The 14620-nt window shown below is 60.1% G+C and carries 9 protein-coding genes, 1 tRNA gene, 2 rRNA genes and 3 pseudogenes; 10 read left to right on the top strand and 5 right to left on the bottom strand.

Going from position 1 to position 14620, the window contains the following annotated elements; all coding sequences use genetic code 11:
• From ACIQWS_RS25245 to ACIQWS_RS25230, 4 genes are all read left to right on the top strand, one after another.
• Positions 1 to 306, top strand: a 23S ribosomal RNA gene (locus tag ACIQWS_RS25245); the annotation flags it as partial.
• Between the two features lie 230 nt (positions 307 to 536).
• Positions 537 to 651, top strand: a 5S ribosomal RNA gene (gene rrf, locus ACIQWS_RS25240).
• 96 nt (positions 652 to 747) lie between these two features.
• Positions 748 to 824: transfer RNA gene (locus ACIQWS_RS25235), tRNA-Met, on the top strand.
• Positions 825 to 1089: 265 nt separating this feature from the next.
• Positions 1090 to 1575: a hypothetical protein gene (locus tag ACIQWS_RS25230; protein WP_403185112.1), complete on the top strand. Its 486-nt coding sequence runs from the start codon at positions 1090 to 1092 to the stop codon at positions 1573 to 1575.
• 15 nt (positions 1576 to 1590) lie between these two features.
• Here ACIQWS_RS25230 and ACIQWS_RS25225 read toward each other — a convergent pair.
• Positions 1591 to 2781, bottom strand: a pseudogene (locus tag ACIQWS_RS25225) (IS3 family transposase).
• A 61-nt stretch (positions 2782 to 2842) separates the two neighbouring features.
• Positions 2843 to 3127, bottom strand: a pseudogene (locus ACIQWS_RS25220) (DDE-type integrase/transposase/recombinase); the annotation flags it as partial.
• A gap of 160 nt (positions 3128 to 3287) precedes the next feature.
• On the opposite strand from ACIQWS_RS25220, the gene ACIQWS_RS25215 reads away from it, so the two are divergent.
• Complete coding sequence (locus ACIQWS_RS25215; protein WP_130521224.1) at positions 3288 to 3992, top strand: GntR family transcriptional regulator; 705 nt, start codon at positions 3288 to 3290, stop codon at positions 3990 to 3992.
• A 41-nt stretch (positions 3993 to 4033) separates the two neighbouring features.
• Here ACIQWS_RS25215 and ACIQWS_RS25210 read toward each other — a convergent pair whose 3' ends face one another.
• Together ACIQWS_RS25210 and ACIQWS_RS25205 are read right to left on the bottom strand one after the other, a co-directional pair.
• Positions 4034 to 5140: a mandelate racemase/muconate lactonizing enzyme family protein gene (locus ACIQWS_RS25210; RefSeq protein WP_130521225.1), complete on the bottom strand. Its 1107-nt coding sequence runs from the start codon at positions 5138 to 5140 to the stop codon at positions 4034 to 4036.
• Complete coding sequence (locus tag ACIQWS_RS25205) at positions 5137 to 6240, bottom strand: Ldh family oxidoreductase (protein ID WP_130521227.1); 1104 nt, start codon at positions 6238 to 6240, stop codon at positions 5137 to 5139. Before ACIQWS_RS25205 ends, ACIQWS_RS25210 begins: the two co-directional genes overlap by 4 nt.
• A gap of 253 nt (positions 6241 to 6493) precedes the next feature.
• Here ACIQWS_RS25205 and ACIQWS_RS25200 point away from each other — a divergent pair, with 253 nt between their 5' ends.
• From ACIQWS_RS25200 to ACIQWS_RS25180, 5 genes are read left to right on the top strand one after another with little or no spacing between them, the layout of a single operon-like run.
• On the top strand, positions 6494 to 7597 hold the full coding sequence (locus tag ACIQWS_RS25200; RefSeq protein ID WP_403185109.1) for an extracellular solute-binding protein: 1104 nt from the start codon (positions 6494 to 6496) through the stop codon (positions 7595 to 7597).
• 21 nt (positions 7598 to 7618) lie between these two features.
• Positions 7619 to 8698 (top strand): ABC transporter ATP-binding protein, encoded by a 1080-nt coding sequence (locus ACIQWS_RS25195; RefSeq protein WP_130521231.1) that lies wholly within the window; start codon positions 7619 to 7621, stop codon positions 8696 to 8698.
• On the top strand, positions 8691 to 10415 hold the full coding sequence (locus tag ACIQWS_RS25190) for an ABC transporter permease subunit (protein ID WP_164056907.1): 1725 nt from the start codon (positions 8691 to 8693) through the stop codon (positions 10413 to 10415). The genes ACIQWS_RS25195 and ACIQWS_RS25190 overlap by 8 nt, the downstream gene beginning before the upstream one ends.
• Before the next feature lie 33 nt (positions 10416 to 10448).
• Complete coding sequence (locus tag ACIQWS_RS25185; protein ID WP_130521235.1) at positions 10449 to 11945, top strand: aldehyde dehydrogenase; 1497 nt, start codon at positions 10449 to 10451, stop codon at positions 11943 to 11945.
• A 3-nt stretch (positions 11946 to 11948) separates the two neighbouring features.
• The gene (locus ACIQWS_RS25180) at positions 11949 to 13595 is read left to right on the top strand and encodes a choline dehydrogenase (protein WP_299847703.1); all 1647 of its coding nucleotides are present in this window, start codon (positions 11949 to 11951) and stop codon (positions 13593 to 13595) included.
• Positions 13596 to 13775: 180 nt separating this feature from the next.
• On the opposite strand, the pseudogene ACIQWS_RS25175 reads toward ACIQWS_RS25180, so the two are convergent.
• Positions 13776 to 14501: pseudogene (locus ACIQWS_RS25175) on the bottom strand (PLP-dependent aminotransferase family protein); the annotation flags it as partial.
• Positions 14502 to 14620: the final 119 nt, after the last annotated feature.

The raw sequence follows: 14620 nt of genomic DNA, 5'->3' as shown, positions 1-14620 counted from the left end.
GGTTCAGAACGTCGTGAGACAGTTCGGTCCCTATCTGCCGTGGGTGTAGGAATATTGACAGGATCTGTCCCTAGTACGAGAGGACCGGGATGGACATATCTCTGGTGGACCTGTTGTCCTGCCAAGGGCATAGCAGGGTAGCTATATATGGAATGGATAACCGCTGAAGGCATCTAAGCGGGAAACCAACCTGAAAACGAGTATTCCCTTGAGAGCCGTGGAAGACGACCACGTTGATAGGCCGGGTGTGGAAGCGCAGCAATGTGTGAAGCTTACCGGTACTAATAGCTCGATTGGCTTGATCGTTCTCATTGTTCATGCTCATCGGCGCAGCATAGCTGCACTGATGATGCTGATCTTCTGTCCTGACGCGCCAAAGCGCTCCGGACGGGCCGCGCCATCAGGCGCGACGGCCTCTGGCCTTGCGGAGATTCGCTCCGAAACGCCAGGCCAAAGATCAAAGACGTGTTCACAAAATTAAGACAAACGAAGGCTCGAGCCTTCTACCAGCTTCTCAAAAGATTGCCCTTAGCCGACCTGGTGGTCATGGCGGGGTGGCTGCACCCGTTCCCATTCCGAACACGGCCGTGAAACGCCCCAGCGCCAATGGTACTTCGTCTCAAGACGCGGGAGAGTAGGTCGCTGCCAGGTCTGCTAAAGGCAATCAAATCTTCTCATAACAAGCCTCGGCCCAAGCCGAAATCGGGCCGCCCTCAAAGCGGCCCTTTTGCAATGCATAAACAATAACGCGGGGTGGAGCAGCCCGGTAGCTCGTCAGGCTCATAACCTGAAGGCCGCAGGTTCAAATCCTGCCCCCGCAACCAAGTTTCTTAAAGACTATCAAGACTTTAATCGGCCTCCTTCGGGAGGCTGAAGTCGTTTTTGGACCTAGCACACAGTCAGCACAAACACACCCCACCCGTTTGACGGGAGGCTTGATGGTGTGATTCCCTCTTCCCATATCGAGCAATAAGCGAAATGGGAGGGCAGCATGCCAAGCCATGAAATCCTCGGAGGATTGGTGCAGATTTACCGGCGCGGGGCCGCGTCTGGCATTGCTCTACGTCCATAAAGGGCCGTCAGTATCGTGTGAGCACCAAGGAAACCGGCTTGGAGCAGGCCAAGGCTTTTGCAGAAGACTGGCTTCTCGGTTTGCGCGGGAAATCGGCGGCGGGTATTTTGAAGACCGAAACCACCTTCGCGGAAGCCGCCAAGAAGTTCGAGCAGGAATATGCGGCCATCACCGAGGGGGAGCGCAGCCCCAAATGGGTGGAGGGTCACAGCATCCGCCTGCGGCTCCATCTGGTGCCGTTCTTCGGCAAGATGGGCGTCTCGGAAATCAATGCCGGTACAGTTCAGGATTATCGCGTGCAGCGCATTGCCACGTCCACGACGGGGAGGGCACCGGCACGCAGCACCTTGCATGACGAGGTGGGCACGCTCCGGCAGGTCCTGAAAACCGCCATTCGCCATAAATGGCTCCAGCATCTTCCCGACCTGTCGCCGCCGTATAAGACGCAGGGGAAGATTGTTCACCGGCCATGGTTCAGCCCCGCCGAGTACAAGCAAGCTTGACCTGCCACTGAAGTTTCATCCGGCTGCGATTAGAGCGTCGGCGTTTTTTTGATAAGCCAAATGGCGGGGTGGGAGCAACCGGCGGAAACGCGGAGCTTCCACATTGCGTAGCGTTGGAGCCGGTTGCGGCGATGATCCCGGCATAGTCCGCTGGGGTCTGGTATCCGAGCGATGAGTGCGGCCGGAAATTGTTGTAGTCGCCGGCCCATTCCGCAATGGCGCTGCGAGCATGATCGAGACCGAAGAACAGGCTCTCGTTGAGCAGCTCGTCGCGCATGCGGCCGTTGAAGCTCTCGACATAGCCATTTTGCATCGGTCTTCCCGGCGCGATGTAGTGCCACTCGACCTTGTGATCCTTCGACCAAGCAAGGATGGCATTCGAGGTCAGTTCGGTCCCGTTGTCTGAAACAATCATGCCGGGCTTGCCCCTTCGCTCGACAAGCGTCGTCAGTTCCCTCGCGACACGGCGACCAGAGATAGATGTGTCCGGGATCGCCGCCAGGCATTCGCGTGTGACATCGTCGACCACATTGAGGATGCGAAAGCGTTTGCCGCAGGCGAACTGATCGTGGACGAAATCCAGCGACCAGCGAGCATTCGCTTTTGCTTCGACGAGGATCGGCGCACGCGTGCCAACAGCACGACGCCTGGCTTTGCGTTTGCGCACGCAGAGACCTTCCTCGCGATAGAGCCGATAGATGCGATTGACACCGGACGGTTCCCCATCGCGCCGAAGCAGAATGAACAGCCGTCGGTAGCCAAACCGCCGTCGCTCATTGGCCAGATCGCGTAGCTTCGCTCGCAACTCGACCTCCGGCGGTCGAGAGGATCGATAACGGATCGTCTTTCGGTCGGCACATACAATCTGGCAGGCCCGCCGTTCCGAAAGCCCCATCGTGACCTTCAGATGCGCGACAGCGTCACGCTTGGCGGCAGGCCCTACCATTTTTTTGAGAGAAGTTCGCGGAGTGCGGCTGTATCCAGCATCTGTTCGGCGAGCAGCTTCTTCAGCTTGGCGTTCTCATCCTCCAGCGCCTTCAGGCGCTTGGCCTCAGATACCTCCATGCCGCCGTATTTAGCTTTCCAGTTATAAAAGGTCGCTTCGGAAATCCCGTGCCTACGGCAAAGATCGCCCGCTTTCGCTCCGGCCTCCTGCTCCTTCAGCACCGCAATGATCTGCTCTTCCGTAAATCGCTGCTTCTTCATAAGTCCGTCCTCAATGGGCCGGACTCTAATCCATTCTGGAGGAAGTTCTCAGTGGCAGGTCAATGGCGTTCGAGGTCAGCTCCGTTCCGTTGTCCGAGACGATCATGCAGGGGTAACCGGTTGTGAGCGCGATGCGATCCAGTTCCCGGCCGACACGCTCGCCGGATAGCGAGTTGTCGACCACGGTGGCAAGGCACTCGCGGCTGAATTCGTCGAGGACATACAGGATACGGAAGCGCCTGCCGTCGACCAGCGCAACCGAGACGAAGTCCATGCTCCAGCGCTGGTTCGGGCCCTGCGGGATTGCCATCGGCGCTCGTGTTCCCAGGGCTCGTTTGCGGCCACGCGCTTGCGCCCTGTTAAGGGTCAATATTCGGCGCCGGTTGACACTCAGGACTTTCCCGAAACTGGGGCGAAGTTGGATCTCATGCCGGTTGTCGCCATCTCTTTGCATTTGGCTCTGCACATTGTATAAAATGTGCACCTGCGTGAAGCAGGAATGCCGCGTGGCGACTGTTAGCAAGAGCTTGAAGCACAAGACGATGTCGACCGCAGCTGCCGAGGAAATCCGAAGCCGGATCCTTGAGGGCGTTTTTCCGCCGGGGCGTCAGTTGCGTCAGGAGGAATTGGCGCAGGAATTCGGAATCAGTCGCATACCCATCCGCGAGGCCCTGCTCTTGCTCGAAAGCGAGGGGATCGTGCGCATCCAGCCCCATCGCGGCGCCGTGGTCGTAGAGCTAAGTGCAGAGGAGGTCGAAGAACTCTTCAACATGCGCATCCTTTTCGAGCCGTTTTTACTCGAAAGGTCGGCGCCGCATCTCGCACCCGCGGATTTCGAGAAGCTAGATAAAATCCTTGACCGTTACGAAACGTCGATCGATAAGCTGGATATCGACCGCTGGAACGATCTGAACTCCGAATTCCACATGCTGCTTTATACCCATGCGCGGAGCCCACGTATAACCAGTACAGTCCAGAACCTCCTCGGCGAATGCGACCGGCACACGCGAATTCAGCTCTCCAACATTACTGGCGATCGGGCGCGGGCCGTCCGCGAACACAAGGAACTCGTAAGGCTCTGCCGGGAACGGCGTTTTGCAGAGGCGGCCGATTTCATGCGCATGCATATCGATCGTATCCGGGTTGGCCTAATGGCGCTTCTCCATCTCGACCAGACTGACGCAACAGAAGCAACTGTGGGTGAACAGTAAAAGGGGCCGACGTCGCAGGCGGCGTCGGCCGGTTTTCGCTCTCAGGCGCGGCCCACCGTGAACAGATGTTCGAGCTTGTCGACCTCCACCTCGATACCGAGACCGGGACCGGTCGGCGCGGAGCCGAAGCCGTTTGACGAGCGTGGAAGATAGCTGGCAACGTGGCCGTCCGTCCAGTCGTTGAAGAACGGAGTCATCAGCAGCGATTCCGGCCGGGTCGTTGCCGCCACATGGCTGGTCGCGGCCGTGATGATGTCGCCGCCCCACATGTCCTCCACCGAGACCGCCATGTTCAGTTCCTGTAGCAGGTCGCGGGCTTTGATCGTGTTAGTGAGGCCGCCAAGCTTGCCGAATTTGAGGTTCACCGATACAGCGTTGGCCTCATACTTGGCGCGATAGATTTCGTCGTGGTTGACGATCGACTCGTCGAGAACGAGTGGAAGCGCTGATCCACGATGCGCGAGGATGCAATCGGCCGTCGAGCGGCAGGGTTGCTCGACATAGACTGCGAGGCCGGCCATGCCTTGGAGTGCGAGCTTCGCTGACGCAAGCGACCAGCCGCCGTTGGAATCGGCCACGATGATCGTCTCGGAATCGCCAGCTTCCACGCTGGCGCGGGTCCGCGCAATATCATCCATGGGGTTGTTGCCGACCTTGAGCTGGAAGCGATTGATGCCGGCGGCCCGCCGTTCGCGAATGAACTCGCCCATGGATTCAGGCGCGGCCAGCGGCACTGCCTCGTAGATTGGAAAGCGGTCGTTGAGTACGCCGCCGATCAGCGCCGAGATCGGCCGGCCGAGCGATTTGCCAAGAATATCCCAGCAAGCGATGTCGATCGGGCTCTTGGCGAATTCCTGCCCCATCAACGTGCCGGCCATGATGCGGTTGACCATTCCGATATTGGTTGGATCTGTACCGATCAGCGCCTCCGAGAGGTCCTTCAGCGCGATCCGAATGCCATCTGGAAAGGTCGGCAGGTAGATCTTGCCGAGTGTCGTGATCTCGCCCCAGCCTTCGAGACCCTGGTCGGTGCGGATGCGGATGACCGTGCCGTCTTCCGTGGCCGCGACACGGTCTCCAGACATGACGTATGTTCCGTGGGCATAGCCGACGGTATACTTGTAGATGTCCACCCCGGTGATTTTCATGGTCTTTCCTTAAGATTGGCGGCTGCGTCTTGCGCAAGCAGTTGCATCAGAATGTCATATTGGGTGCCGGAGATGCGGACTCCGTCGCGCGTTGTGCGCGCCCTGGCGGCGAAGCGCCGTGACGAGGGTAGTCGGGCGCCCTGAGCTGGAATCGCCTCAAGCAGCCGTTCGGCGCTTTTGAAATGCCTGTCGCGTTCCGTGCCCATGAACATGTCGGGCGACAGTGCGATGATCAGTTCACCATGGCAGGGGGCGCCGCCGTCGCCATCATCGAAAGCCTGGGATTGCGGGCTTGTCATATCTCCGACCAGCGGGCCTGCGAGAAGCTCGATCATGGTTGAAAGCGCTGAACCCTTGTGGCCGCCGAATGTCATCTGCGCGCCGGCCATGGCCTCAATCGGGTCGTTGGTCGGATTTCCCTGCCGATCGAGAGCCCAGCCATAGGGAATCGGCTGATTGCGCTGGCGATGAAGTTCGATCTCGCCGCGCGCGACGACGCTGGTCGCGAAGTCGAAGATGTAGGGCAGGTGTCCCGGCCGAGGCCAGCCGAAGGCGAGTGGATTGGTGCCGAACAGCGGCGTCCGGCCGCCGTTTGGCGCGACCCAACTGTGGCTCGGCGTCATGGCGAGCGATACGAGGCCCCGCTCGGCGAGAGCCTCGACCTCCGGCCAGAGTGCGGTGAAATGAAAGCAGCGATTGATCGCCATGGCGGCAACGCCGTGGCTCCGAGCTCTTTCCGTCAAGGCGTCGATCCCCATCGTGAAGGCAAGCGAGGAGAAGCCCATATCGGCATCGACCCTGACGATGGCGGATTGATCTGATTGGATTTTCGGCTTGGCAGCAACATTGACCTTGCCGGCGGCGATGGTCCGCACCAGCCCGGCGAGGCGATAAGTGCCATGTGACGCGCATTCGTCACGTTCAGCGGCGGTGATGACGTCTGCCAGCGCATCGGCATGCGGTTCCGTGAGCCCGTGTCTGACGAGGATGCGCGTGGCCAGGGCTTGGATTTCCTGCAGACTCAGAACGCGGTGTCCTGGGGCTTCCTCTGCCGCGGGCTGGCCTTTGGAGGAGAGGGAGGATGGGCTTATCGCCGTCATTTCGAAACTACCACTGCAATCGGACTTCAGTTGCGCGACCTGCCGGAGGTTCGCACGCCGCTGTGCGCGAGATTTTCGACGAGCTCGTCAGAAATCTGTTGCGCAGGCGATGTGTAGTATGCGAAAGCGAAACGCAAGAGCCGCTTTTCCGAAGGTCGTGCGGAGGCAGGATCTGAAGACGTGCTCGGCAGCTCGCCTTCAGCCCGGCGCTCCATGGCGCCGGCAATAATCAGGGAACCGAAAGAGGGAAGTGATGGAGAATTTTACGGATTTGAAAATAGGGCGGCGTGGCTTTCTGGCGGCGGCTGCGGCAGGAACGGCAGCGCTCGCAGCGCCCGCCTTCATTCGCGATGCGCGTGCAGCATCGGAAATTACGATCATTACCTGGGAAACATATCACGAGGACGCATGGATCGCGGAATGGAGCAAGGCGACCGGCGTCAAGGTCAATGTCGTTCGTGCCGGCTCCAATGACGAGATTTTTGCCCAGACCCAGTCGGGCGCGATCCAGGCCGACGTACTCTATTTCGAGTCGGGTTCCATTCCGCGCTTCAAGGAAGCTGGCCTCATTGTGCCGATTGACGCTTCCAAGCTCCCCAATGCGGTCAACATAACGCCCGGCCTCAAATATCAGGAACGCAACACGGTCGATGGCGATCTCTATGGTGTACCCTATAGTTGGGGAACGCAGCCGTTGATGTTCAACGCGGATGTCGTCACCGAAGGCACCGACAGCTGGGCCGCGCTCTGGGACGAAAAGCATGCCGGCAAAGTCAATCTGTTCGATGATGCCTATATCACCTTCCCGATGATCGCGCTGCAGGCTGGCGTTGCGGATCCCTTCAATCTTTCGGACGAAGACTTCGCCAGGTGCGCCCAAGTGCTCGCCGCCCTTCGTCCACAGGTCCGTACCATCGCGCGCGGCTTCAACGACGCCGCGGCGATCTATGCGGCCGGTGACGCGGTCATCGGTTACTGCAATAACGTTTCCATCGTCTTTAATCTCCAGGGCAAGGGTATGAACTTCAAGTACACCTTCCCCAAGGAAGGTACGCCGACCTGGATCGACAATGCGGTTTTGACCCCGCATGGCGATCGTCCGGAAGTCTATCAGTTCCTCAACGACAACCTGACGCTGGAATGGCAGTCCCGCTTCATCTCCTTCTCACTCAACAACGGCGTACTGACCGACGAGGGCGCCAGACAGGGTGGTGTGAAGGACGATATCCTCGCCAAGACCAACATCATCGATCAGAATCAGCCCAGTTTCTGGGAGAAGATGGTTTTCTTCAAGGCGCCTGAAAGCGTCGATCGTCGCGTCCAGATGTGGAACGACTTCAAGGCTGGAACCCTCTAGTTTCCGGGTGGGGTAACTGACATGCCTGCACGTAACGATGCAATCATCCGGTTCGAGAATGTCGTCAAGCGCTATCCCGGAGCTGCGACTCCAGCGCTTGAGATCGATGAATTTTCAATCGAGCGAGGTGAGTTTTTCTCGATCCTCGGGCCCAGCGGTTCGGGCAAGACGACCGCGCTGCGCCTCATCGCTGGCTTCGAGCAGGCCGATTCCGGCCGCATCTTTCTCGATGGCCAGGATGTAACCGACGTTCCGCCGCACCGGCGGAACGTCAATACCGTGTTCCAGTCCTATGCGCTGTTCCCGCATATGACGTTGCGGCAGAATGTCGAATATCCATTGAGGATGGCAGGGGTCGACAAGGCCGAGCGCAGTCGACGTGTCGCCGAGGCGCTGGAAATGGTGGCGATGGACAAGATGGCGGAGCGCCTGCCGCATCAAGTCAGTGGCGGCCAGCGCCAGCGCGTGGCTCTGGCCCGTGCCTTTGTTGGCCGCCCCAGGGTGCTTTTGCTCGACGAGCCGCTGTCCGCGCTCGATCTCAATCTGCGGCAGCAGATGCAGCATGTGCTGGTCGACCTGCAGCGTAAGATCGGCATTACCTTCATCTATGTTACCCATGACCAGAGCGAGGCGTTGTCGATGTCGAACCGCGTCGCCATAGTCAATGCCGGCAGCATTCAACAGCTCGACAGTCCAGGCGAGATCTATTATGCGCCCAACAGTCGCTTCGTCGCCCAGTTCATTGGCAAGTCCAACCTGATCGCCGCAGAGGCGGCGGGTTCGGCGGATTCCTCGGTGGTCTCGGTGTGTGGCGAAAGCTTCGGCATGGCGGCGGTCCGCCGACCCGGCGCGATAAGCCTTGGCCTGCGGTTCGAGGCGCTGACCATAACTCCCGCCGATCGGCCGTGCCCCGAAGGTGTCGCGCTTAAAGGCCATGTCTCCGACGTTCTGTTTCTTGGCCATACTTGCGAGGTGAAGGTCCGTTGCCGCGACCAGGATTTCATCGCCTTTGCGCCGGCGCGGCGTGGTGCAATCCTTGAGCATGGCCAGCCGGTTTGGCTGTCCTTCAAGCCGGAAGACTGTGTGGTGCTTGATGACTGACGTCGCCCTTGCATCGCGCGCAAACCCGAACACTGGGAGCGCTGTCCCAGCCGTGCTGTGCGGCATTCTCGCGCGAATGTCGCTTTATGCCTGGCTTGCCCTGCTCGTGGTCCTGCCGAATATCCTGCTGATCGGCGTCAGCCTGCTCACCTCGAAGAACGGCGTGACCAATTTCGATCTGACGCTGCAGAATTTTGCGCGCGCGTGGGAATCGTCAGGCGTCTGGGTTCTGCTCTGGCGGACAGTGGCGACCGCCCTGCTGGCCACGGCGATTGCTACGCTGATCGCCTATCCGATGGCCTATTACGCAGCGCGCATTCTTGAGCGCGGCCGGTTCCTGTCGGTCATGCTGGTCGTCATCCCGCTCTGGATCAGCCTGCTGATGCGTGTTTTCGCCTGGCGGGTGATCCTCGGCGAGAGCGGCGTGCTCAACGCCTTCCTGTTGCGGATGGGTCTGATCTCGGAGCCGAGTTCGGCGCTGCTCTACAATTCCTTCGCCGTCTTCCTCACCTTCGTATATGTCTCAATCCCCTTCATCTTCGTCGCTGCATATTCAGCGATCGACCGCATTCCGCCCAGCCTGACGGAGGCGGCCAACGATTGCGGCGCAAGCGGCTTCAGGGCTTTCTTCACCGTCGTATGGCCGCTGTCGCGTCCCGGCACTTCGGTGGGCGTGGCGCTCGCCTTCCTCATGGCGGTCGGCGACTACATCACGCCGTCGATGGTCGGCGGACTGGATGGGACGATGCTCGGAATGGTCATCGCCTCGCAGTTCGGCATTGTCGGCAACTGGCCCTATGGCGCGGCGCTCGCATTGATGCTGCTTGTGACGGTCGCCGTCGTTCTCGCCATCATGTTCAGGACAGCGCGCGTGCCCGGTATCCTGACCGGCGAGACGGGTGGGATGCTGTCAGTACCGGCAGGCGCCAGGAGTGCCGGCAACATTTTGTTCCGTTGGCTCGCCTTTGCGCTGTTCTGTCTGCCCTATCTTTTTCTCTATGCGCCACTCGCAATCATCGCGATATTCTCTTTCAACGACGCGACGGTGCAGGTGTTCCCGCTAAGCGGCATGACGTTCCGCTGGTATCAGGAGGTACTGAGCAACACAGCGCTGCTTGCGGCGCTCAACCGGTCGCTCTATGTCGGGCTTCTGGTTCTGTTGATCTCGATCGCCGCCGGAACGGGATTTGCTATCCTGCTCGCCTATGCAAGGCTTTCCTTCGGGAAGCTTTCGGAGCAATTGCTGACGCTGCCGGTCGCCATGCCGGGTGTAGTGCTAGGCATCACGCTTGTGCTTGCTTTCCAGTTGCTTCGCATCCCGACAGGTATTCCGCGCGTCGTGCTCGGGCATTCCACATTCGTCATGCCGGTCATCATGCTGACGGTACTCAGCCGGCTCAGACGGCTGGATCCTGCCTTGGTCGAAGCATCGTCCGATCTCGGCGCGTCCTACGCCAAAACGGTTTGGCATGTCGTGTTGCCACTGGTGCGCGGCTCGATCATCGGTGGGGCGTTGCTCGGTTTCACGCTGTCGGTGGACGAGGTGGTGGTCTCGCTCTTCCTGACCGGAACGCAGCCGACGCTGCCGGTCTGGGTGTGGAACCAGATGCGGTTCGGCTTCACTCCCTCCGTCAATGCCATATTCGTCTGCATCGGTATCGGATCGATCATGCTCACCCTCATTGCGCGCCGCTTCCTCGACGCCAAGGGCACCTGACCGCGCTGAATCATCAAGAAGAAAGGAACAAGCATGTCGTCCACCGCTCAAGAGCTCGCCCGGCTGGCCGAAACCATTAGACCGGAAACGAAGGCGTTCATCGATGGCCGCTTTGTCGATTCCGCCAGCGGCAAGTCCTTCGATACAATCAACCCGGCCACCGGCAAGGTCGTTGCCTCGGTCGCCGAAACCGACCGTGAGGACGTGGATCGCGCCGTTGCGGCTGCACGCTCCGCCTTCAACAAGGGCAGTTGGCGCAATCTCGCTCCGCGCGATCGCAAAGTCGCCTTGCTGCGGCTTGCCGATCTGGTCGAGAAGCATCAGGAAGAGTTCGCCGTCCTCGAATGCCTCGACACAGGCAAGCCTGTCCTCGATGCGCTCAATGCCGACGTGCCGGACGCGATTGCCACGCTGCGCTGGCATGCCGAGGCGATAGACAAGATTTATGACGCCGTTTCGCCCACCTCCGCCGATATCGTCTCGATGGTGGTTCGCGAGCCCATCGGCGTCGTCGGCGCTGTCATCCCCTGGAACTTCCCCCTCGCGATTACCGCGGTGAAGATCGGTCCGGTGCTTGCTGGCGGCAACTCCATCGTGATCAAGCCGGCCGAGCAGACGCCGCTCACGGCCCTCAGGCTTGCCGCCCTTGCGGCAGAGGCCGGCATCCCCGATGGTGTGATAAATGTCCTGCCAGGCTATGGCGAGACATCCGGACAGGCGCTCGGCCGCCATCGCGACGTCGATTGCCTGAGCTTCACAGGTTCGACGGAAGTGGGTGGCTATTTCCTCAAATATGCCGCTGAATCCAATCTCAAGCGCGTGCTGCTGGAACTGGGGGGCAAGAGCCCTGTCATCGTCATGGACGATATCGACGATCTAGGTCCTGTCGTGGAACAGATCGCTCTTGGCATCCTGTTCTCCCAGGGCGAGAACTGCAGTGCAGGCTCTCGGCTGCTGGTTCATGCCGGCATGAAGGACCGTCTGCTCGAAGCCGTCATCGAGAATTTCAAGACGTGGAAGGTTGGCGATCCCTTTGCTGAAGACACCAAGATGGGCGCCATGATCGAGCAGAAGCACATGGAGCGGGTGTTGGGCTATATCGAGGCCGGCAAGCGCGAGGGCGCGTTGGTCGCGCTCGGTGGCAACCGTATCCTCGAACAGACCGGCGGCTACTTCATCGAGCCGACCGTGTTCGATGGCGTCGCCAACAGCATGACCATTGCCCAGGAGGAAATTTTCGGCCCCGTGCTGTCGACCATCACGTTCAATGACGTCGAGGAAGCGGTCGCGATCGCGAACGACACGAAATATGGTCTGGCCGCGCAGCTCTATACCAACAATCTGCACATCGCCCATAAGGTCTCCCGCGCCATCCGCGCCGGAACGGTCTCGGTCAACTGCTTCTCGGAAGGCGATCAGGCCGTGCCATTCGGCGGTTACAAGCAGTCGGGCTTTGGCGGGCGCGAAAAATCCATGCTGGCGCATGACCAGTATCTCCAGTTCAAGACGATCTGGATGCAATTGAGGTAGGCAATGACGGATATGGGGAAGAACTCAAACTACGACTATATCGTCGTCGGCGCGGGGTCGGCCGGCTGCGTGGTCGCCAACCGCCTGACCGAGGACGGCACGCGCAGCGTGCTGCTGCTCGAGGCGGGACCACGCGACGGCTCGATCATCATGCGGATGCCGGCGGCACTGGGCCTGCCACTCGAAAGCACGAAGTACAACTGGGCCTACAAGAGCGAGCCCGAGCCCGGACTGAATGGGCGAATAAGCGACCAGCATCGCGGCCGGGTGCTGGGCGGCTCGTCATCTATCAACGGCATGGTTTTCGTGCGGGGCAACCCGCTCGATTACGAAGGTTGGGCGGCGAGGGGATTGCCGAAGTGGTCCTATGCGCATGTCCTGCCTTACTTCAAGAAGATGGAAACCTTCGAGAAGGGCGGTAACGAATACCGTGGTGCGACTGGCCCGCTGCATGTGCACCAATGCCGTGCCGAAAACCCGCTCTACGAGGCCTTTCTTGCTGCAGGGCAGGATTTCGGCCTGCCGCTCAGCACCGACCAAAACGGCTTCCAGCAGGAGGGCGTCAACCGCGCCCAAGCCTCGGTTCGCAACGGCGTCCGCGAGAGCACGGCAGTTGCCTATCTGCGTCCGGCCGAGGGGCGGCGCAATCTCGCCATCGTGACCGGTGCGACCGTGACGCGGCTGATCATGGATGGCAGCACAATACAGGGTGTCGAATACGAGATTGGCGGTGTCGTGAAAAAGGCGATGGCCGGAAAGGAAGTTGTGCTGAGCGCCGGTGCGTTCGATACTCCCAAGATACTGATGCTCTCCGGCATCGGCGATACCGATACGCTCAAGGCGCATGACATCGCGTGCAGGGTCCATCTACCCGGTGTTGGCCGGGATCTCCAGGACCATGTCGCCGTGGCTATCCAGTATACGACAACCAAGTCGGTGTCGCCGACAAAACAGCTCTCGAAATTGGGGCGGCCTTTCGTCGGGTTGCGCTGGCTGTTGACCAAGGCCGGGCTCGGCGCGAGCAACTATTTCGAAGTCGGAGCATTTTTCCGTGGCAATGACACGGTGTCCTATCCGAACATTGAGCACGAATTCCTCCCGATGATCGGCGAATTCTATCGTGGCGAGGCGAGGGTGCTCGACGGCTTTCAGTATTTCACCAGTGTCATGCGTCCCAAGAGCCGCGGTCGCGTCTCGCTCCGCTCTGCCGATCCGAAGGCCGCCCCGAAAATCGAGATCGGCTTCTTGACCGAGGATGCCGATCTCAACGAGATGATCGAGGGTGTGAAAAAGACACGCGAGATCATCCGCCAGAAGTCGTGGGATCCGCTTCGCGGACGGGAGGTCACGCCCAGCGCTGACATTTCTTCCGACAAGGATCTTGCTGCCTGGATTCGTCAGAATGCCGGAACCGCTTACCACCCCGTCGCGACCTGCCGGATGGGCAACGACGAGATGGCTGTGACCGATCAAGACGGCTGCGTACACGGCGTGAGCGGGTTGCGCATCGCCGATGCGTCACTGATGCCGGCGCTGACGACGGGCAATACCAATGCGCCAACGATCATGATCGGCGAGAAGATCGCCGACGCCATTCTCGGCCGGCAACTGCCGCCGCAGAACTCCTCCTTTTATACCGGCCGGCATTGAAGCCGGCCGCCGTGTGAGTTCCACGAGCTCGCGATAAAGGGGACTGACGATTTCAAGGGCGTCCAGTCGCATGAAATCCTGCGCGATGACTTTAGCATGTTTTCCTTTTTGCGGCTCGGGCCGGAATCGAATGGTCTCCATACGCTTGTTGTATTGCGGTGATATACTCAATCCATCCGGTCATTCGCGCGTTATCGTCCGGAACGCCTCCGCCAACCTCCTGACAGCCACCTCGATCTCGGCCGGCGTGTAGGCGGCAAAGCCCATCAGGAAGCCGGCTTGCGGATCGTTGGCAGCATGGAGCGCCGACAGGCCGAGGATGTCGATCCCCACTCGTCGCGCGGCATCGATGGCCGCGCGCTCGGATAGATCGGCGGTCAGGACGCACGGCATCTGCAGGCCGCCGGCCGGAATGCGCGGCTCGATGAAATCCGCCAGGTGTCTGCCCACTTGGCCGGCCAGCACGTCGAGGCGTTCGGCATAGATGCCGCGCATGCTGCGGACGTGCGCGCCGAAATGCCCGCCTTCCATGAAGCGGGCAAGCGTCAATTGCGCCATGGGCGCCGTATGTCCATCCAGCAATGTGCGTGCGACGGTCATCGGCTTCACAAGCTGCGGCGGCAGCACGACATAACCGATCCGCAGACCCGGAAACAGCGACTTGGTGAAGGTGCCGATATAGATCGTCCGGTCGTGCGGATCGAGACCCTGCACGCAGGCCGTCGGCTTGCCGGCATAATGGAATTCGCTGTCGTAATCGTCCTCCATGATCCAGGCCTGATGCCGGGCCGCCCATTCGATCAGGGCAAGACGGCGCTCGAGCGCCAGCGTCGTGCCGGTGGGGAACTGGTGGGAAGGCGTCAGGTAGACCGCCCTTGCCGGCGGCGCGGCCATGATCTGCTCGACTATGAGAGGTCGCCGCCAGGCATCAGTGTCGGTCCGGAAAGAAGTTGCGTAATCTGAGTCGGTTATGATTCCCTGGCTTTGAGATGATTCTTTTCGGGCAAGGCAGCGATGTGGACGAC

Origin of the sequence: Phyllobacterium sp. NPDC097923, assembly GCF_044760925.1 — a bacterium.
GTDB lineage: Bacteria > Pseudomonadota > Alphaproteobacteria > Rhizobiales > Rhizobiaceae > Phyllobacterium > Phyllobacterium calauticae.
The sequence above is the reverse complement of the archived record's forward strand: the minus strand, read 5'-3'. Positions and strand labels throughout refer to the sequence as shown.

What these genes read in the sequence shown, in the direction of transcription:
- ACIQWS_RS25180 (WP_299847703.1), top strand. Translation starts at nt 11,949, where the DNA reads ATGACGGATATGGGGAAGAACTCAAACTACGACTATATCGTCGTCGGC.
- ACIQWS_RS25195 (WP_130521231.1), top strand. Translation starts at nt 7,619, where the DNA reads ATGCCTGCACGTAACGATGCAATCATCCGGTTCGAGAATGTCGTCAAG.
- ACIQWS_RS25190 (WP_164056907.1), top strand. Translation starts at nt 8,691, where the DNA reads ATGACTGACGTCGCCCTTGCATCGCGCGCAAACCCGAACACTGGGAGC.
- ACIQWS_RS25200 (WP_403185109.1), top strand. Translation starts at nt 6,494, where the DNA reads ATGGAGAATTTTACGGATTTGAAAATAGGGCGGCGTGGCTTTCTGGCG.
- ACIQWS_RS25205 (WP_130521227.1), bottom strand. Translation starts at nt 6,240, where the DNA reads ATGACGGCGATAAGCCCATCCTCCCTCTCCTCCAAAGGCCAGCCCGCG.
- ACIQWS_RS25185 (WP_130521235.1), top strand. Translation starts at nt 10,449, where the DNA reads ATGTCGTCCACCGCTCAAGAGCTCGCCCGGCTGGCCGAAACCATTAGA.
- ACIQWS_RS25210 (WP_130521225.1), bottom strand. Translation starts at nt 5,140, where the DNA reads ATGAAAATCACCGGGGTGGACATCTACAAGTATACCGTCGGCTATGCC.